The following is a 20,684-nucleotide window of genomic DNA, read 5'->3' on the forward strand; positions in this document are numbered from 1 at the left end:
TCTCTGTTATGGTACGCTATAATTAATTAATTATTGTTATAATACAAAAACATAGAGTGATAATTAAGTTCTTTTTAAATTATCAGTTTATAATATTGTTCATTAAATTCAATATTTTCTGCTACTTATATCGACTAAATATGTTGTCAAAAGATTTTTTTGCAGATAATCTTAAAACTAAATATGTGTGCCACTGATTATGAGAATGCAAATTTGAAAGGAAGGAATTTTTTAATGATGAAAATGCCTGTGAACGGCAAAATACTGTTAGTGACATTTTTAATCATTGCACTCTCCTTTTTACTAGGTGGTATTTTTTTACTCGGTAACCTATTATCTGAACAGGAAAAAGATTTTGGACAGCGAGCAATGCTTGTGGCAAGAACTGTATCAAATGTACCAGAGCTTAGTGTACATCTGGAAAATGCCAATATAAAAGAATCTGCAAAAAATATTAATAAAATTGTAGATGGCATTAGAGTGATTCATAAGGCCGAGTATATTGTTGTAATGAATATGGAGCGTATTAAACTATCACACCCAGTAAGTAAGGAAATAGGAAAACGCAGTGAGTCGCAGGATTTAAACGCCGCATTTAGTGAACATTATTATGTATCAAAGGCACGTGGAGAATCGGGTGTTATGATACGGGCTTTCGTGCCAATTATTAATGATAAAAGGGAACAAGTGGGCATTGTAGTCGTTGGCTATTCATTACCAGATTTTCTGGAAATGTTACAAAGTTATGAGCGAGAAATTATGATAACTATTGTTATATCACTGATTTTCAGTATTTTCGGTGCCTATACACTAGGACGACATATAAAAAAACAAATGTTTGGGCTTGAACCTCATGAAATTGCAAAAATGTATGTGGAAAGAACAGAAACCTTTAATGCCATGCATGAGGGAATAATAGCGGTAGATAAGGAAATGAATATCACCATTTTTAATGAAAAAGCGGCCGATATTTTAGGTGTTACTAGGAAAATAGAGGACTGTATTGGACAAAAGATTTATGACGTTTTGCCTGATACCCGTCTGCCTGAAATTGTTGAAACAGCAACACCTGTTTATGATCAAGAGCTTTACATTAATCATCATAGTATCTTAAGTAATCGTGTACCTATTATTGTGAATGGAGAGCTAGTTGGTGCAGTTGCTATGTTTAAAGATTTAACAGCTGTGAAAAAGCTTGCGGAGGAAGTAACAGGTGTAAAGGCCTTTGTTCAAGCATTACGTGTACAAACCCATGAGCATAAAAATAAGATTCATACGATTGCGGGACTACTGCAATTGGGACATACAAAGCAAGCACTTGAATATGTTACTGTTACTACTGAAAATGAAGCCTCATTGACGAAGTTTTTAAATGAACGCTTTCATAATGAAAATATTTCAGGTTTGTTATTAAGTAAAGTAAGTTATGGAAAAGAACTGGGTATCGAGGTTGAAATTGATCGGAAAAGTCATTTTAAACGCTTTCCACCTCTATTAGATCATCATGATTTTGTTGTGTTGTTTGGCAATTTAATTGAAAATGCTTTTGAGGCATTAAATGTACTTTCTAAGGAAGATAAATATGTAGCCATCTCTGTAGACGAGCATGATGGCGTCTTAGCGATTGCAGTTACCGATAACGGGATTGGCATGACCAAAGAGGTGCAGGAGCGTATGTTTGAAAATGGATTTTCGTCAAAGGCTAGTGAAAATCGAGGCATTGGCTTGCATTTAGTCTATGAAATTGTAAGAAAAGGCAATGGAGAAATTGAAGTAACAAGTGAATTTATGAAAGGAACAAGTTTCTTAATTTTATTTGAGTTAGGAGAAGTATAGATGGATGTAATAAATGTCTTATTGATTGAAGATGATCCAATGGTACGAGAAGTGAACAGACAATTTATTGAACAAATCAAAGGTTTTTCATTAGTTGGCTATGCTAGCAATGGAATTGAGGGAATTCAAAAAATTAAACAATTAACCCCAGAGCTTGTCTTTATGGACATTTTTATGCCAGAGCAGGATGGCATTATTACGTTAGGGAAAATACGAGAAGAGCATCTTCATGTTGATGTTATTGCTGTAACAGCTGCGAATGATATGCCCACTGTGCAGCGAATATTACACTTAGGTGTCTATGATTATATTATGAAGCCCTTTACGTTTGAGCGGATTGAGCAGACTTTAAAAAATTATCAAAGCTATAGAAGGAAAATAAGCGGCATGCAAGATTTAACTCAGCATGATGTCGATCATTTAATGCAACAGCGTCTTCCTGAACAAATTGTAGTAGAAACAACAGGAATGGATGCCATTCTTATAGAAGAACTCCCAAAAGGGTTTAATCGAGCTACCTTAGATAAGGTACTTGCATATATAAAAAAAAGTGGCGAGGCAGTATCAGCTGAGGAGGTATCAGCTTATATAGGTACAGCACGTGTTACAGCTAGACGCTATCTAGACTTTTTAGAAAAGCAGAAACTATTAAAAGTAGATATACAATATGGAAACGTAGGACGTCCTATTCATCGTTATTATATTTAATGATAATAGATTTATTTTAGTTCAATTAGATTAAAGTCCGTATTTTAATAAGTTATGGTGAAAAATGTACAGATAAATTCTAAGCGTCCTATTTCCTAATACATATCTTTCAATTCCTTTAAGGGCAACATCTAAATTTTTTGGATACCGAAGTTGTTGCGTATTGGAAGAGATCTTCATGACCATTTAAATTTTAAATAATTATAATTCAGATATTGTGGGAAGCAAGATGCTAAAGCACAAAAAATTATTCCCAAGACATAAATAAAGATGGAAAAAGCCCTGCATAAAGCAAGGCTTTTTTAACGTCAAGATTCGTTTGAGATTGTGTATAGGCTAAATTTAAATGTTATTTTTTATTTTTTTTATTAACAATTTTCTTGAAATAAAATCTTCACTTTTTTTCTAGCGAGTCAACATGCTCAGCAGTAGGTTTACCAGCTTTTAATAAGACTTTACTGCCCAGAAGGAAAAATCCTTGGATGAAGAGTAATAATCCTGTACCGATGAGTAGCCACTCAATAGCAATAATATCAGCTATTGGCCCGAAAATTAGCATTCCTAAAGGCATCATAGAGGTAGATATCATACTAAGAATGCCAAATACTCTTCCCATATAGTCACTTTCCACTTTTTCTTGTAATAACACCGTTGCAGGTGTATTAAAGATTGGCATGGCTATGCCAGTAATGGCCATGATTCCGAGGTACAACCAAAAAATAGGGATGACGCCGAGAGCCATTGTACAAAGACCAAATAACAAAGCAGATAATGTCATCGTATGCACTTTATTTTTAAAGCCACCCCATGTTGCGATTGCGATACCACCGATTAACATCCCAATGGCAAAGGCCATTTCGATGGCAGTCAAACGCCATACATCATTGCCAAAAGTTCGTGTAACTTGTAAAGGCGTTAAAAAGGCAGCAGGTGCAGCAAGCAGCATGAAAAAGGCAAAGAACAAGAATAATTGTTTCAAGAAAGCATGCTCTTTAATATAGATGAAGCCTTGTTTCATATCACTAAAATAGCCTGTTGTTTGTGGCTGATTAGCTTTTGCATGTGCAGGGATATGCAGAAATAATAAGAAGATAGCGATGGCAATAGCCGCTGTTGTCACATCAATAAAGAAAATGGATTCAATAGAAGCCATCGTTAATAATGCACCACTTGCCATAGGTGCAAGAATCATGATGAAGGCTTGAATACTACTATTTGCACCATTGACCTTCATTAAATGCTCTTCAGGCACAAATTGTGGCAAAATTGCGCCCACTGCTGGTGTTTGAATACCTGCACCAACTGCGCGTACGGCTGATATAACAAATAGTAGCCAGAGCTCATCATAGCCGATTAAAAATAAAATAGCTAGAATTAGCGTAGATAAGGCAATCATTCCATCTGCTAAAATAATAAGCCATTTACGGTTATAGCGATCTGCCCAGACACCAGCAATAGGTGCTAAGAAGAAGGTTGGTAAAAAGCCGCAAATGATCGCGATGGTCATCATGCTGCCTGATTGTGTTGTAAGTGTGATATACCATGTAATGGCATATTGCACAAGAGCAGAGCCAAAAAGTGAAATCGTTTGACTACTTAAAAAAAGTATTGTGTTACGTTTCCAATGTTCCAATTTCGTCATCCCTTTCTAACAGTAGTGCCTGTGTGGAAAGTAAAAGACAACACAAAAAAAGAGGGGAGTAGAAGTCCCCTCTTTTCCAGTATTCCTAAAACAGACTAGACCTAATTCCATTTCCCTTGCACAGCAGGCAAAGTGTACACATATTTAATTAATAAGGTGAAATCGTAGTCTAATTGAAGCTGTCATTTGGAATACCCTCCGTTCTATATAAGTTGTGTTGATTGTAGCATAAAGTTCATCGATGCGTAAAGAATGAATTAAGCAAAAACTAGGTTGAATTTAAAAATTTGGAAATTGTGAAATGAATCTCATAAAATGAAACGCCATGCATCTATATATATCGATTTCTTTAAAGGAAAAGTACTATTCATTGTCTTTTCAGTAGTTTTTTTATACATATTTTGAAACTATCGGGAACGTTTGTTAGAGATGAAACTTATCATTGATTCCAATAAAGTTGCTTCGGAGACGTGCATATAGCGAGTACTTGTCATATACTAAAATAGAAAAATAGCAAATGGAGGAAATATGAGAAAGAAAAATAGTAAATGGAAGATCTTAACTTTAGTCGCGATGATTTTTGTGTTATGCCTATCGACAATCCCTACAAAGACTGCCATGGCAAGCACGACACAGCCAAAAAGGGAGATGAGGGCTGTCTGGATTTCAACCGTTCTTAATCTTGATATGAAAGCAGGTATGACGAAGGAGCAGTACACGGCTTGGACACGCCAAACTTTGGATCAACTAAAAGCCAATAAATTTAATACTGTTATTTATCAAGTAAGACCAACAAATGATGCAATGTATGCCTCTGATCTAGCGCCATGGTCATCTTACATAACAGGCAAAAAGCAAGGCACGAATCCAGGCTACGATCCTCTTGCGATCATGATAGAGGAAAGTCATAAACGGGGTATGGAGCTGCATGCATGGATGAATCCTTATCGTGTAACGATGTCTGGACAAAAACTAACAGACCTTGCTGCTGATAATGTGGCTAGAACACATCCAAATTGGGTTATCAAATACGGTAAGCAATATTATTTAAATCCTGGTTTACCAGAAGTACAAGACTTTTTAGTTGAAGTAGTAAGAGAGCTAGTAGCTAATTATGATATTGACGCAGTGCATATGGATGATTATTTTTATCCATATAAAGTTGCTAATGAAGTTTTTCCAGATCAAGCAGCTTTTAAAAACTATGGTGCTTCCTTTAAAAAGGTGGAGGATTGGCGACGAGATAATGTCAACCGTCTTGTAGAAAATCTTTACACGGCCATTAAAGACACAAAGCCATATGTCCAATTTGGTATTTCACCATTTGGTGTATGGCGCAATAAATCGCTAGATAAAACAGGAAGCGATACAAGGGCTGGTGTTAATAATTACGATGATTTATATGCAGACGTCAGAACATGGATTCAAAATGGCACAATTGATTACATTACACCACAAATTTATTGGTCAAGAACATTATCTGTTGCGAAATATGGAACGCTGTTAGATTGGTGGAGCCATGAAGTGCAAACCTACGCAACAACACACCCTGTGCATCTATACATTGGGCTTGCTGATTACAAAGTTGGCAATGATAGTGATGCAGCATGGAAAAATAAAATGGAGCTACCTAGTCAAATACTAGCGAATCGTTCGGAAAAGGTAGCGGCTGAGGGGCAAATGCATTTCTCCTTAAGAAGCTTTCAAAACAATAAACTAGGCTATGCAACGATTGTTAGTCAACAATTATATAATTACACAGCACTGACACCAGAAACAACTTGGGATGATGACACAGTGCCGAACGTGCCGACTTTTGTGCAAGTGACAAAGGAAGCGGCAGGTCGTAAGATAGAGATTATAGACGAAAATGAAACACAACCGCGCAAGTATGTCATTTATCGTTTTACAGGAAACAAAGAAGGCTCTTATGATGACCCTCGAAATATAGTGGATGTTGTTTATAATATGGATGGATTCACTAAATTTGTGGACAAGTCAGCTCTTGCTAAGCATAGCTATACATACGGCATTAAGGCTGTATCAAATACAGGTGTGGAAAGCAAGGAAGTTTTTGTAGTAATAGAAAATCAATAAAAAGCTTAGGATAAAAAACAACCACTCACGCAAAGATTGCATGAGTGGTTGTTTTTTTTTATTAATTTTCTTCAATATCTTTACGGTTTTTCTTTAACATTTTAGATAGCATTTCATAAACAATTGGTACAACAACGAGTGTTAATAGGGTAGAAGATAATAAACCGCCAATTACAGTAATAGCTAAGTCTTTGGAAATTAACCCACTACCGCCAGTACCAAGTGCCATTGGAATCATAGCTCCAATTGTAGCGATGGCTGTCATCAGGATAGGACGTAAACGTGTTGCTCCTGCTTCAAGGATCGCTTCACGCATGGCAAGACCATCATGTTCCATATGAATGATACGGTCAACTAATACGATGGCATTTGTTACGACGATACCAATCAACATCAATAGACCCATCATGACAGATACAGAAATAGTCTGCCCTGTAACGAATAAACCAATAAATGCACCAATTACTGCGAATGGTAGTGAGAAAAGAATAGCGAATGGAGCTAAACCTTCTCCGAATGTTACCACTAGAATGAAGTAAACAATGGCAATGGCTGCTAACATCGCAATACCAAGCTTAGTGAATGTTTCTTGCATATCTGCAGCAACACCAGCAACACCAAGTGTTACACCTTTTTGTAAATCTAATTTATCAATTTTTTTATCAGCAGCAGTAGTGGCTTTTGAAATATCGTCACCGATAATCGTACCAGATACTGTTGCGAAATATTCACCTTTTGAACGAGATAATGAGTTAAGTGTTGTACCTTCCTCAACATCTACTAATTCTCCGATAGTCATTGTTGTACCTAATGCTGTTTTAATTTCAGTGGCTAAGACATCATCAAGTGAAGTCGCAGCTGCTTTAGCATCGCGTTGAACGATGACATCGATATCTTTACCATCGTTTTTCACGGTAGTTAATACTTCTTGCGATGTATTTGAATTTAATGCCATCACGATTTGAGCTGTCGTTAACCCGTATTGAAGGACATTTTTTTGTTCAACTTTTAGCACATGCTCTACGTATGGATCTTCATTATCAGATTTAATATCTTCTAAGCCATCCACTTCTTTTAGAGCACCCTCTACTTGTTTCACAGCATCTCGAAGTTTATCTAAATCATCACTATACAGTGTATAGCTGACTTCGTTTGATGACATCGACATAGAAGTGAAGTTTTGAGACTTCCATTCTCCTGATTGCCCGATGTTAAATACATAGTCTTCAACCTCATCACGAGCTTTAGCGAAGTCTTCCATATCCGGATCAAAGATAAGGTACATTAAGGCACCGCCAGCACCTCCACCCATCATCATTGCTGATGGATCGACATTCTTCGCATCTGTAATGGAAACTTGTAAAATATCAACATCTTTACGTTTCATTAATTCTTTTTCTACTTTTTCAACATTTGCTGCCGTTTCGTCAGCCAGCTCTCCCGTTGCAGGCGTATACGTTAAGTACATAACTTTTTCTTCTTGTGAGCCCATAAAACTAAAACCAATAAGTGGTGTTAATGCAAGAGAACCAACAAGTAAAAGAATCGCAAGGACAGATGTAATAATTTTGTGATTTAATACTTTTTCTAAGACACCTTTGTACCAGGTAGCAAGCTTACCAACTTCTTTATGTTGGCTTTCAGTCTTCTCACCGTATAGCTTTTTACGGAATAAGAAGTGAGATAAAGCAGGTACGATTGTGATCGCAACTAATAACGATGCACCTAATGCAAATGTCATTGTAAGGGCAAATGGCATGAATAATTCGCCTACCATACCACCTACGAAAATAAGAGGAGCGAATACAGCGACCGTTACCAATGTTGAAGAAAGAATTGGTTTGAACATTTCAATTGTTGCTTCGCGAATTAGGGCACGACCTGTAAGTTTCTCTTGTTTTAAGTGAATTCGTCGGTAAATATTTTCTACAACTACGATTGAGTCATCGATAACACGACCGATTGCGACGGTAATCGCGCCGAGGGTCATGATGTTTAATGTAATATCCATCCAGTTTAATAGGAGTAATGCCATGAAGATAGAAACTGGGATAGAAATAATTGAAATAATCGTTGATTTGAAATCACGTAAGAATAGTAAAATGATTAATACGGCAATTGCGCCGCCAAAGACTGCTTTTTCGATCATTGTAAATACAGAATCTTCAATTGGGGCACCTTGGTCAAGAGAGATCTCTACGTTTAAGCCGTCTAATCGTTTTTCCTCATCCTTCATAAGGTCTTTTACTGCATTAACAACTGTTACCGTATTCGCATCTTGGCCTTTTACGATTTGAATAGCAATGGCATCTTGACCATTTGTACGTGAAACAGATTGCACTTTACCTTCTACTTCAATTTTTGCAATATCACCTAGACGAACGAAAGGTGAAGGATTTGTAGCTGAAGGTGTAACTGGAATTAATAAGTCTTTCAGTTCATCCACTGATTTTACCTTACCATCTACTGAAACGGCTTGTTCCCCGACAGTAAATTGATATAAACCAAGTGACAGTGACATATCACTTGCCTGAATCATTTGTTTAACAGTTTCCTCTGTTAAACCAAGTGCTGCCATTTTTTCTTCATCGTATTTAAACGATACTTGTTCAATATGCTGACCTGTGATGGTAGCAGATGCAACACCATCAATCTTTTCGATTTTAGGCAGTAAAACTTCTTCTACTGTTGAAGTTAAATCAACAATATCTTCCTTAGAGCTACTTACAGATAAAGCGACTACGGGCATCATGTTCATGCTGATTGCCATAATAGTAGGCTCTTGAGCACCTTCAGGTAGTTTAAGATTATCTAAAGTTGCTTCTAATTGACGTTTTTTCTCATCCATATCAATTCCATAGTCGTATTCCACTTGAACTTGTGCTACGTTGGAAGAGGAAGTTGAGTAAACAGCCTTCACATCTTCTAAACTTTCTATGGATTTTTCGAACGGAATGGAAAGTTCATTCATGACTTGTTCAGGCGTTGCGCCAGGATATACGCCCATGACAATTAAATACGGGATCGAAATATCAGGTATCGATTCCATTTTCATCCTTGTACCCGAATAAATACCAGAGACAGTGATGATAATTGTTAATAACCACACTGCCAATTTGTTCTTTAATACGAAATTAACTAAACCTTTCACCTTCACACCTACCCTTTATTGACTATCTAAATTCAATTATTTATACTAATGACTAATCGGTCATTTGTCAACGAAATGCATTAGGAGAGAGTTAAAAATATGTTAAAAAAGCAATTAATTATGGAGAAAGCGTTAGAACTGTTTTCTGAACAGGGTTTTGAAGCTACGTCAGTACAACAAATTACAGAACGCTGTGGGATTTCTAAAGGTGCATTTTATTTATCCTTCAAAACCAAAGATGAGCTTGTTATATCTATGGTTGATTACTATTTACAGCAGTTTATTACAGATGTTGACCAAGTAGTCAGAGGAACGTATAGCAAAGAAACTGTTTTGGTTGAATTTTATAAAAGTATTTTTCAAGCATTCAAAGACCATTCTGCATCTGCACGTGTATTCTTTAATGAAAAGGTCTTTTTAACAAAAAAAGAGCTATTTCATAAAATAACAGCGTATGAAGCAGAAATGTCGAAATCAATTCTCTATATGCTTGAGCAGCTTTATCAGGATCAATTAAAAGAAATGAAATATGATGTAATGTACTGCATAAAAGGATTTATGAAGAGCTATGCTGAGCTTTTTATTTTTTCAGATATGCCACTTGATTTAGAGCAATTAGCTAAATCTTTAGCAGAAAAGACAGATATTATTGCCCATCATACAACCATTCCATTTATTACAGCAGATCTTGTGCCGTTTATTGCAAAGCCGTGTGAGGAAGACGTGTCAAAAGATGCTTTACTACAATTATTGGAGCAAAATATAAATCATACTGAGGATTCTATAGAAAAAGAATCCATTGAGTTGTTAAAGCAAGAAATAGAAAATCCTACTTATGGTAAAGCAATCATTAAGGGGCTAATTGAAAATCTACGTTTAGACCCAGCGTATCATTGGATTGCATATGTAACTGCAAAATACTTTAAGATTTGAACTCTAGGATAGAATTGTTCACGTTTGGCGGTGAACAATTCTATTTTTAATGGTTTTTATCTATGGATGGAGGCATAGATTGCAAGGCCTCTAACGCACTTGCAAAGGGTTCTTGAATCCATAATAGGCGCTCAAGAAAATCTTGGACTTCGATTGGTAATTTTAATTCCTGCTGCCAAGCTTTCTCTTTTTTCTTGCTTGGCTTGTAGTCTGAGTATAGTAAAAATAATAAAAAATGGCCGACAAAATAAAGATCACTAATATGATTTTCGGCACGTTTTGGATTTTCAATCGTAGAGATATCGATTAGCTTTTGATAAGTGGTAGCTAGACCAAAGTCAATAATATGCAATTGCTGACCTACTAACAATATATTCGGAATCCGTAAATCGCGATGTACAATACCATAATTGTGTAACTGTACAATTTGCTCTAATAATTGCTTTGTAATAGCAAGGGATTGAGCAATTGTAAATTTGGCACCATTCTGAAAAATAAGCTCCTCAAAAGTTTGCCCATTGACATAGTCCATGATAAAAAAGGGGCTGTCTGAAATTGTTCCTGCTGAATGGATGGTAGGAACATAGGGTAGTGAAAGTTGCTGGAGTATGTGAATTTCTTGTTGAAATTTATGAATGGTTTTCTGGTGGTGACGATGTTTGGGTCGCAAGCATTTTAAAACAAATAGACTTGCTGACGAGCAATCTTCAATTAAATACGTACGACCATATGAGCCATAGCCAAGGAATTTTTTAAAAGAAAAATCGGGATGTTCGGCTATGTAAAGTTCTACAGCCTGGTCAAAACTTTTTTCGGATATTCGTTTCCACCACATTAGCTACTAAAGAAACTCATAGAGCTGAAAAAACTGCGTGAGCTTTTACGAGAGCCACGCTTATAATGCTTGTGACCATAATAATTATGTCGCTTTGAATATCTACTACGGCTACTTGATGAAGAATAATGGCGTTTGGATTTACTATTGAGTATGGAATGAAGAATTTTATCTAGCATAAAAACGCTCCTTTTGATGTTGTTATTACTATATACGCAAAAATAAAAAGGAGGTTTCAAAAATAAAAAAGAAACTATGTAAATTTTACATAGTTTCAGACTGTAGACAAAAGCCCATCGAGAAGTTCACTTTCGATGGGCTTTTGTCATTTTTCTTCCTATTTTATCTTTAACATTTGGTAATATACTACCAAATTCAACATACTCTTCGAGCATAGATACCTTCTTAAGCTGCCTGCCACGTCCAAGTAGCCAGTTTCTTTAAATTCATGGCAGCAAAAGTAAGCATCGCCTGCATGGACAATTTTTTCAGACCTCTTAAGGTTGTCCATCGCATACCATGCTTTTCTTTTGCATCGGCAAAGACACGCTCAATCGTTTCTTTGCGCTTTGCATAAATTTGTTTGATGTCATAGGAATGGCGTAAATGTTCAGCTTCCTCCACATACGACTCCCAGATATGGCGTTGAATGAGTTTTTGATGATGCTTACTTTCTGTACATTGGGAAAGGCTTGGACACTTCGCACAAATCAAAGGATTCGATTTATATTGCCGATATCCTTCTTTCGTCGTAGTTGCATACTTCAATATCTGCCCTTGTGGGCAAAGATAACAATTATAATGCTCGTCATATATATACTCATGCTTTCGGAAGAATCCATCTTTTGTTTTAGGTCGTGTATACGGAAGAACAGGCAACATTTGATTCTCTAATAAAAAGTTCGTAATCGCTGGTGTTTTATAGGCTGCATCTGCCGCAACAGCGATTGGTTTTTGAACGTTTTGAATGACTCTTTCAACAAGTGGCTGCAATACATGGCTATCGTGCACATTTCCCGGAGTCACAATGGCACCTAAGACAAAGCCCTTTTCATCTGTCGCTGCATGAAAAGAATACGCAAACTGTTTCGTACGTTCATCCTTCACGTAATATCCACTTTCAGGATCTGTCGTGCTTTCCTTTATTTCTTTCCATTCTTCTTTTTCAAATTTCTCCGGGGAAAAGGGCTTTTTTCCGTGTTCCTCACGATCAATATTTAACTCTAATTGAAGTTTCTCTTCATAAGCCCGTGTTTCTTTTCGCACAACTTTTTTATCATACTTTCGTTTATTCGCACTCGCTTTCACATGCGTAGAATCGATAAATAAATGGTCTGCATGGAGGAGTCCTTGATGCATAATCTCTTTTAATATACGATAGAATATCTGCTCAAATATATCAGTGTCTTGAAAGCGACGGACATAATTTTTACCGAAGGTAGAGAAATGCGGGACTTCTGTCTGGAAGCCAAATCCTAAAAACCAACGATACGCCATATTCGTTTCAATTTCTTTGATGGTTTGACGCATGGACCGTATACCAAAAACGTACTGAATAAACGTCATTTTAAAGAGAACAACAGGATCAATACTAGGGCGTCCTTTGGCAGAGTAGAGGTTTTCTACTAAAGGATAGATAAATGAAAAATCAATAGCCGCCTCTAGTTTTCGTACTAAATGATCTTGGGGAACTAATTGATCAATCGTTAGCATTTCTAATTGTTCACGTTCATTGATTTGATTTTTCGTCATCATGGTTGATCACCTCGAAAGTGTACTTTTTATCAATAGATGAATAAGGAATTATTTATGTAGAAGTTGATTGGAACGAAGGGTGGCGACTCCTGCGGGAAAAGCGGGAAAGTCGAGATCCTGGACTGAGCGAAGCGAGGGAAGCAGCTCGACCCCGCCCGCGGAAAGCGTCCGCCCGTAGTGGAAATCAACGGCTTTACTTTATTTTATTGTAAAAGAAAAAAGACTGTAGGCAAACTCAAAATTCATTGAGTTTGTCTACAGTCTGAAACTATGTAAATTTTACATAGTTTCTTTTTACGAGGTTAAACCTCCATAATAATCGGTAAGATCATTGGACGACGTTTTGTTTTTTCGAATAGATAAGGTCCCAAAACGTCTGTAATTTCATTCTTCAATTCTGTCCATTGAGGAGTCTTGCTTTGAATTGTTTCATTCAGATGACGGTTTAGCATTTTTTGTGCCTCATTGATCATCGTACCTGATTCACGCATATAGACAAATCCACGTGAGATGATGTCAGGGCCAGAAACAATTTTTTGGTTTTCCATATCAACACTTACAACTACAATTACTAGACCTTCTTCAGAAAGAATACGGCGATCACGTAACACGATATTACCGATATCGCCAATACCATTGCCATCAATGTAAACATCTCCTGAAGGAATACGCCCAGCTACATGTGCTTCATTGGCACTTAGTGCTAGAACATCACCATTTTCCATAACAAATGTATTGTCTAGTGGAACATCGCAATCTTCAGCTAGGTGTGTATGCATTTTTAACATACGGAATTCACCATGGATAGGCATAAAGAACTTAGGCTTCATTAAACGAAGCATCAGTTTTTGTTCTTCTTGAGATCCGTGACCAGATGTATGAATATTGTTTAATGCACCATGAATGACTTCTGCACCTGCACGGAACAATAAATTAATGATTTTATTAACACTCACGGTATTACCTGGTACTGGTGAAGAAGAAAAGATAACTGTATCGCCAGGCTGTATTTGAATCTGACGATGTGTCCCGTTGGCAATACGTGACAAGGCAGCCATTGGTTCACCTTGAGAGCCTGTACATAAAATCATCACTTCGTTTGCAGGAAGTCGATTGATGCTTTGAGCATCAATAAATGTATCCTTTGGAGCAGTAATGTAACCTAGCTCACGACCAATCGTAATAGCATTGTCCATTGAGCGACCAAAGACAGCAATCTTTCTTCCGTATTTTACGGCTGCGTCTGTGGCTTGCTGTAAACGGTGAATATTTGATGCAAAGGTAGCAAAAATAATACGGCTATCCACCTTACGGAAAATCTCGTCGATACTTTTTCCAACTGTGCGCTCTGACATTGTGAAATTAGGCTTTTCAGCGTTAGTACTATCAGATAGTAAGCAAAGCACGCCATCACGTCCGATTTCAGCCATCTTTGTTAGGTTGGCTGGTTCACCCACTGGTGTAAAGTCAAATTTAAAGTCACCTGTGTGAACGATATTACCAGGTGGTGTTTTAACAACAATTCCATAAGCATCAGGAATACTATGTGTTGTTCTAAAGAAGCTAACAGATGTTTTTCTGAATTTAATAACATCCTCTTCTTTAATTTCAATGAGTTTTGTTGTACGTAGCAAGCCATGTTCTTCTAATTTATTACGTAATAAGCCAAGTGCAAGCTTACCGCCATAGACAGGGATATTTACTTGACGTAAAAGGTATGGAATACCCCCAATATGATCCTCATGCCCATGGGTAATAAACAGTCCTTTGATTTTATCGACATTACGTACTAAGTACGTGTAATCAGGAATAACATAGTCAATGCCGAGTAAGTCGTCTTCTGGAAATTTTATACCGGCGTCAATTAAGATAATTTCATCTTGAAATTGAACGCCATAAGTGTTTTTGCCGATTTCGCCCAGTCCGCCGAGCGCGAAAACAGCTGCTTGGTCATTTTTAACAAACTTCATGTTTGTTAAATTTCCTCCAAGACGAAGTTCGGGCTTGCTTGTTCGTACTCTAAGTATTTACCCTCAAGCAGTTGAATGAACTCGATGTTATAGTTTCGGTCTTTTAGCTTTTCACGTACTTCACGTTCTGAAGTAGCTTCTAGGTATAGACTTTTAGTATTTTCGCGAACTGGAATCTCATTTGCATTTTCTTGATAATAAACTTTGTAAATCATAGTTTGCTCTCCTTTAATTGCGTACAATTTTCTTGCACCTTTGACTACTACCACACACGTGCTACAAGAAAACAACGAATTTCTTTTATTGAAGAAATGTACGTTTGTAATACTTGTATCTCAATGCTTCAGATGTGCACTATGTTATAAAATTGTATAGGAAGTAGTGAGACAGTGGTTGCGTATAGCCAAATAAATGCATTTCCTTTATATTATCACGCACTTCCTCTAAAATAAAGAAAAGCCCTTCAAATAATGAAGGGCAAATGTTAGGCAATTGATTTTTTTCCGAGTACGCCGCGAAGTTGCTTCAATAATTTTCGTTTGAGTTTCTTCAGCATGGCACATCACTCCTTAGGATCATTATAATTAAAATTATTGTCTATGTAAAGTCATTTAGCTTGAAAGGATAATATTTATGGAAAGGGTTAATAGAATGAACAAAATTTTATTTTTTGATGTCGATGGTACTCTCTATAACAGTGAAAAAAAGTTACCTTCATCTGCAAAAGAGGCACTTTTGACAGCACGACGTAATGGTTATGAATTGGCGATTGCTACTGGTCGAGCACCATTTATGATTGAGTCATTGCTAGAAGAATTAGAGATCGATACGTATGTTACCTTCAATGGTCAATATGTTGTCTATAAAGGTGAGGTTGTCTATACAAATGGGATTGCGAAAGATGAACTAGCTAAAATTATTGCCTTTGGTGAGGCGCGTAACGAACCGGTAGTGTTTTTAGATGATAAACGGATGATTGCCTCAGTTGGCGATCATCGTATGGTAGCTGAAAGCTTAGATACTCTTAAATATCCGTATCCAGAATTAGACTCATCTTATTATATGCAGAACAATGTATATCAAACACTTATTTTTATGGAAGAAAAAGATGAACCTTTATATAATGAAACATTCCCAAATGTTCAATTTGTACGTTGGCATCGTTATTCTTGTGATATTTTGCCAAAGGGAGGTTCGAAGGCTGCTGGTATTGAAAAGGTGCTTGAAAAAATGGGCATCACTTTACAAGATGCCTTTGCTTTTGGCGATGGCATAAATGATATTGAGATGCTACAGGCAGTTGGGACAAGTGTTGCTATGGGAAATGGCCATGAGCGAGTGAAGGCAGTCGCTCATCATATTGCAGACCATGTAGACGAGGATGGTCTCTCAAAAATAATGCGTAAGCTCTCCATTATATAAAAATGAAAAACAACTAGTTGTGAAATTTACAACTAGTTGTTTTTTATTGATTAATAGTCTATGCCATATTGACGGTTTTTATTTGAACACCTTTTTCCGAAAAATGTTGAATCGTCTTTTTGGATAGTGCGTCATCTGTGATAATGACATCTACGTCATCCACTGGACAAACTTGAATCGCTACATCTTTATTAAATTTTGAGGAATCTGTAGCTACGTAGACTTTTTGAGAGATGGAAATAATTTGCTTTCTAGTAATCGCTTCATCCAAGCTAAAATCAGATATGCCTTTTTCAATTGAAACGCCACTAGCGCAAATAAAAGCTTTATTGATATTAAGATGCTCGAAGCGAAATAAAAATTCATTTGATGTCACTGATTTTTCAGAATCGCGTACTTTACCCCCAAGCAGTATAACCTCAATGTTAGAGCCGATTAGATCAAATGCTACAGGTAGTGAATTTGTCACCACTGTTAGTTTTTCCTTGTCCAATAAAAATGGTGTCATTTGATAGGTGGTTGTTCCACTATCAATAAAAATACATTCCCCATCTTGAACGAGCAAAGCACATGCTTTGGCAATGGCGATTTTCTCTGTTAACTGTTCGTGAAGTCGGTGATCAATTAGTCCTTCTACTGGCTCAATATATTTAACGCCCCCATAAAATTTTTCAATTTTTTTGTCTTGCATCAACTGTTGGACATCACGACGGATCGTTTCCATTGAAACGTTAAACTCTTTTGTAAGTGTTACTAATTTTACTACCTTATGTTGACGTATAAACTGCAAAATTTGGTGTTGCCTTTCTATCATATACATTTCATCACCTCTACTAGATATTTACTCAAAATAACCATAACTTTGTCAACAGTTGGTCAGAATTTACTCAACATTTACACAAATAAGCATTTTCCTTTACAAATAGTCTCTATACTGAAGCTAAGAACTGAGTGAGGTGACCCAATTTGTTAGAGCTAAAAAATATCTCAAAAAGCTATAAAAATAAAAAAGTTTTAGTAGATATCAATGTAACCGTCGAATCAGGTGAGATTATTTCTTTGCTAGGACCGAGTGGCTGCGGTAAAACTACTTTGCTTAATATCATTTTAGGACTTGTAGATCCCACTGCTGGTCAGCTTGTCTACAATGGACAAGATATTTCCAAGCAATCAATGCAAGAAAGAGGATTTAATATAGTGTTTCAGGATTTTGCGTTATTTCCTCATTTAAATGCATACGACAATATCATTTATGGATTAAAAAATAAAAACGTGAAAATGTCCAAAGAGGAGATACAAGAATACATTGATTTTTTAGAGCTAGCTCCTCATTTGCATAAGAAGATTCATGAATTGTCTGGTGGGCAAAAACAACGCGTTTCCATTGCAAGAACACTCGTGATGCAACCTAAAATTCTATTATTAGACGAACCACTAAGTGCACTAGATGGCGTTATAAAGGAATCTATAAAGGAACGTATTAAATCCATCGCCCGTGAATTTAATTTGACGACGATTATCGTGACACATGATCCGGAAGAAGCCCTTACCTTATCGGATAAAGTCATCATTATTAATGAAGGTACAGTTGCTCAATTTGGCACACCTCATGAAATTGTTACAGCGCCAAAAAATAAATTTGTAGAAGATTTTATCTTAAGGCAGCTTCATATTAAGCGACATAACATCTATCAATTGTTTGGAGAAACATATGCTTAAAACGAATAAAATAATGAAATTAATTTTTCTACCGATTCTACTATTTTTTCTATTCTTTTTAATTGTGCCATTGCTTTATATGTTTTGGCAGTCATTCAAAATAGGCAATGTCGTTACCACTCAAAATTATATAGAAGCTTTACGGAATATCGAAATTCGTGAAGCTTTTACGAATAGTTTTAAAGTTTCTTTTGTAGCATCAGTGATTACAACCATTTTAGCCTTTTGGTTGGCCTATGCTGTTCATTTTACTACGATGCATCGCCATACAAAAAAGCTAGTTCAAATTGGAATTACCTTGCCGATGCTACTGCCAACCATCACCTATGGCTTTGTATTGATTTATACATTTGGGAATCAAGGAATTCTAACAAAATTAGTGGGGCAGCCTCTTTTTACAATCTATGGGTATAACGGCTTGGTGATCGGTTACGTCTTATACACATTACCAGTTGCCTTTATATTAATGCAAAACTCCATGCAATATATCGATAAACGTTTTTTACTTGTTTCAATATTAATGCATGATCAGCCAATGCGTCGTTTTTATCATACCGTATACCGTCCTATGGTTGGGACAATTGGCGGGGCATTTATTTTAACATTTGTTTTAAGCTTCACTGACTTTGGAATCCCTGCATCGGTTGGTGGCAATTACAGGGTAATAGCTACTGAACTCTACCAAGCTATGTTAGGTTCCATTGTGCATTTTGAACGTGGAGCAGTCATTTCAGTGTTAATGCTAGTACCTGCTGTATTAGGTGTTGTCATGCTAACGATTTTAGAGCGCTTCAATTTTCAATATAAACAGGTTGGGCAAAGTGAACTTGTAAAGCATCGTTTACGAGACACGCTATTTACAATTTATTCAATTCTCTGTGTAACAGCTGTATGTATTATTTTTTTAACCATGTTTATTGTGCCTTTTACCAAAGGCTATCCGTACGATTTCAGCTTTACATTAGAGCATGTTCAAAATGTACTCGCAGAGAAAGATTTAACAAAGGTTTACATCAATTCTCTCATCGTAGCGGTTCTAACAGCAATATTAGGTGTGGGCATAACATTTATGTCGGCGCTTCTTAATACAAGGACACCATTAAAGGGAAGAAAAAGCTTAGATGTAACTTCTATGATGACAAATACAGTTCCAGGTATGGTACTTGGATTATCCTACTTATTTTTCTTTAATGGAAGTTCTTTAAAGGGTACTTTTCTTATCGTTATCGCATGTAATATCGTGCATTTTTTTACGACACCTTATTTAATGGCGAAAAATTCATTGCAAAAAATGGATCCTACGTGGGAAGTGACAGCTGAGCTGTTAAAGGATTCGTGGTTAAAAACCGTGATACGAATTATTTTACCGAATATTAGGCCAACGATTTATCAAATGTTTAGCTACTATTTTTTAAATGCGATGGTTACAGTCAGCGGTGTTATTTTTCTTGTCAGCACAAAGACAATGCTTGTATCGACAAGGATAAAAGAGCTACAGCATTTCGCAAAGTACACCGATATTTTTGTTTTATCGATATTCATTTTATGTACAAACCTCATTGTGAAATTAGGTTGTGATTATATAGCAGCACATAAAGAAAAAACGGAGGAGATTACAAAATGAAGAAGTCAACAGGCATGATGTTAGGGACAGTAAGTGCAGCAGCAGTCGTTTTAGCTGCATGTGGAGGAGTAGCAGCAGATTCCAAAGAGCAAGTCATCATTTATTCAAATGCTGATGATGAAGCTATTGAAGTGATGGAAACTACATTAGATGATAAAGGCTATAAAGGTAAGTATTTAATCCAGTCGTTTGGTACTTCTGAGTTAGGTGGCAAAATGATGGCGGAAGGGACAGATATTGAAGCAGATGTTGTAACAATGGCTTCTTATTTTATAGAAAGTGCACAAACCTCAAAATCCATGTTTGTGGATATTTCCTCAGACTTAAAGCCTCTTGATGGGAGTGTTACGTATGCATTACCGATTTTAGGCAATGTAGGCTCTATCTTTATTAATACAGAGGTATTACAACAAAAGGGGCTATCTATTCCGAAATCCATTAAAGATTTGACAGACCCTGCTTATAAGGATTTAGTGTCATTCCCAAACATTATGGACTCCTCAACAGGGTGGCTTCTAGTACAAGCTATTATAAAGGAATATGGTGAAGAGGAAGGGAAAAAAGTTCTAGCAGAGTTAATTAAAAATGCAGGACCACATATTGAAAGTTCAGGCTCTGGCCCTATTAAAAAGGTGAAAACAGGAGAAGTTGCTGCAGGCTTTGGTTTACGTATCCAAGCTATTGATGCCAAAAACGAAGGGTTACCGATTGATTATATTGACCCGACAGAAGGAAATTTCACTTTAACGGAATCTGTAGCTGTTGTAGATAAAGAAGGTGAGGAAGCATTAGCAAAAGAAATTGCAAAGGTAATTGCAACAGAGGCTCGTGATGGTCTTCTAGAGCAATATCCTGTAGCTCTATATGAAGGAGAACAAGTAAAGGACGAGCACGTTCCTACCTATTTGAAAAAATGGGATACTACCTTAACCGTAGATTTATTAGAAAAACACCAAGCCTTCTTTAAAGAAGCACAGCGATAAGGAGTTATA

Annotated in this window: 15 protein-coding genes; 8 read left to right on the forward strand and 7 right to left on the reverse strand. The window is 36.5% G+C overall.

Annotated elements, in window-relative coordinates; translation table 11 throughout:
* Nucleotides 1–234: 234 nt before the first annotated feature.
* Both NYE73_RS04135 and NYE73_RS04140 read left to right on the forward strand, forming a co-directional pair.
* Nucleotides 235–1,836: an ATP-binding protein gene (locus NYE73_RS04135; RefSeq protein WP_131521673.1), complete on the forward strand. Its 1,602-nt coding sequence runs from the start codon at nt 235–237 to the stop codon at nt 1,834–1,836.
* On the forward strand, nt 1,837–2,544 hold the full coding sequence (locus NYE73_RS04140) for a response regulator (RefSeq protein WP_048391959.1): 708 nt from the start codon (nt 1,837–1,839) through the stop codon (nt 2,542–2,544).
* A 394-nt stretch (nt 2,545–2,938) separates the two neighbouring features.
* Here the strand turns inward: NYE73_RS04140 and NYE73_RS04145 are convergent, their stop codons facing one another.
* Entirely contained in the window at nt 2,939–4,186 is a 1,248-nt protein-coding gene (locus tag NYE73_RS04145) for an MFS transporter (RefSeq protein ID WP_048391958.1), read from the reverse strand.
* A 528-nt stretch (nt 4,187–4,714) separates the two neighbouring features.
* Here NYE73_RS04145 and NYE73_RS04150 point away from each other — a divergent pair.
* Nucleotides 4,715–6,283 (forward strand): glycoside hydrolase family 10 protein, encoded by a 1,569-nt coding sequence (locus NYE73_RS04150; RefSeq protein ID WP_259951183.1) that lies wholly within the window; start codon nt 4,715–4,717, stop codon nt 6,281–6,283.
* 61 nt (nt 6,284–6,344) lie between these two features.
* Here NYE73_RS04150 and NYE73_RS04155 read toward each other — a convergent pair whose 3' ends face one another.
* Nucleotides 6,345–9,434 (reverse strand): efflux RND transporter permease subunit, encoded by a 3,090-nt coding sequence (locus NYE73_RS04155; RefSeq protein WP_259951185.1) that lies wholly within the window; start codon nt 9,432–9,434, stop codon nt 6,345–6,347.
* A gap of 99 nt (nt 9,435–9,533) precedes the next feature.
* On the opposite strand from NYE73_RS04155, the gene NYE73_RS04160 reads away from it, so the two are divergent.
* Nucleotides 9,534–10,367 carry a TetR/AcrR family transcriptional regulator gene (locus tag NYE73_RS04160; RefSeq protein ID WP_259951186.1) on the forward strand — a complete coding sequence of 278 codons (834 nt, stop codon included), beginning with the start codon at nt 9,534–9,536 and terminating at the stop codon, nt 10,365–10,367.
* Between the two features lie 46 nt (nt 10,368–10,413).
* Here NYE73_RS04160 and NYE73_RS04165 read toward each other — a convergent pair whose 3' ends face one another.
* From NYE73_RS04165 to NYE73_RS04180, 4 genes are all read right to left on the reverse strand, one after another.
* Nucleotides 10,414–11,202, reverse strand: a complete 789-nt coding sequence (locus tag NYE73_RS04165; RefSeq protein ID WP_054549830.1) for a protein kinase domain-containing protein — start codon at nt 11,200–11,202, stop codon at nt 10,414–10,416.
* Nucleotides 11,203–11,607: 405 nt separating this feature from the next.
* On the reverse strand, nt 11,608–12,957 hold the full coding sequence (locus tag NYE73_RS04170; protein ID WP_279494186.1) for an IS1182 family transposase: 1,350 nt from the start codon (nt 12,955–12,957) through the stop codon (nt 11,608–11,610).
* A gap of 302 nt (nt 12,958–13,259) precedes the next feature.
* The gene (gene rnjA / locus NYE73_RS04175) at nt 13,260–14,927 is read right to left on the reverse strand and encodes a ribonuclease J1 (RefSeq protein WP_004224711.1); all 1,668 of its coding nucleotides are present in this window, start codon (nt 14,925–14,927) and stop codon (nt 13,260–13,262) included.
* Nucleotides 14,928–14,932: 5 nt separating this feature from the next.
* Nucleotides 14,933–15,142, reverse strand: coding sequence for a DNA-dependent RNA polymerase subunit epsilon (locus NYE73_RS04180; RefSeq protein WP_259951006.1), 210 nt, complete (start codon nt 15,140–15,142; stop codon nt 14,933–14,935).
* Nucleotides 15,143–15,578: 436 nt separating this feature from the next.
* Between NYE73_RS04180 and NYE73_RS04185 the strand changes: the two genes are divergently transcribed.
* On the forward strand, nt 15,579–16,349 hold the full coding sequence (locus tag NYE73_RS04185) for a Cof-type HAD-IIB family hydrolase (RefSeq protein ID WP_054549831.1): 771 nt from the start codon (nt 15,579–15,581) through the stop codon (nt 16,347–16,349).
* 58 nt (nt 16,350–16,407) lie between these two features.
* On the opposite strand, the gene NYE73_RS04190 is transcribed toward NYE73_RS04185, so the two are convergent.
* The gene (locus tag NYE73_RS04190) at nt 16,408–17,163 is read right to left on the reverse strand and encodes a DeoR/GlpR family DNA-binding transcription regulator (RefSeq protein ID WP_375543420.1); all 756 of its coding nucleotides are present in this window, start codon (nt 17,161–17,163) and stop codon (nt 16,408–16,410) included.
* Nucleotides 17,164–17,315: 152 nt separating this feature from the next.
* On the opposite strand from NYE73_RS04190, the gene NYE73_RS04195 reads away from it, so the two are divergent.
* From NYE73_RS04195 to NYE73_RS04205, 3 genes are read left to right on the forward strand one after another with little or no spacing between them, the layout of a single operon-like run.
* Entirely contained in the window at nt 17,316–18,068 is a 753-nt protein-coding gene (locus NYE73_RS04195) for an ABC transporter ATP-binding protein (RefSeq protein WP_112117444.1), read from the forward strand.
* The gene (locus tag NYE73_RS04200) at nt 18,061–19,692 is read left to right on the forward strand and encodes an ABC transporter permease subunit (RefSeq protein WP_048391951.1); all 1,632 of its coding nucleotides are present in this window, start codon (nt 18,061–18,063) and stop codon (nt 19,690–19,692) included. Before NYE73_RS04195 ends, NYE73_RS04200 begins: the two co-directional genes overlap by 8 nt.
* Nucleotides 19,689–20,675: an extracellular solute-binding protein gene (locus NYE73_RS04205; protein ID WP_131521663.1), complete on the forward strand. Its 987-nt coding sequence runs from the start codon at nt 19,689–19,691 to the stop codon at nt 20,673–20,675. The genes NYE73_RS04200 and NYE73_RS04205 overlap by 4 nt, the downstream gene beginning before the upstream one ends.
* Nucleotides 20,676–20,684 lie beyond the last annotated feature (9 nt).

It is taken from the genome of Lysinibacillus sp. FSL K6-0102, from assembly GCF_038003545.1.
Taxonomy (GTDB): Bacteria; Bacillota; Bacilli; order Bacillales_A; family Planococcaceae; genus Lysinibacillus; species Lysinibacillus capsici.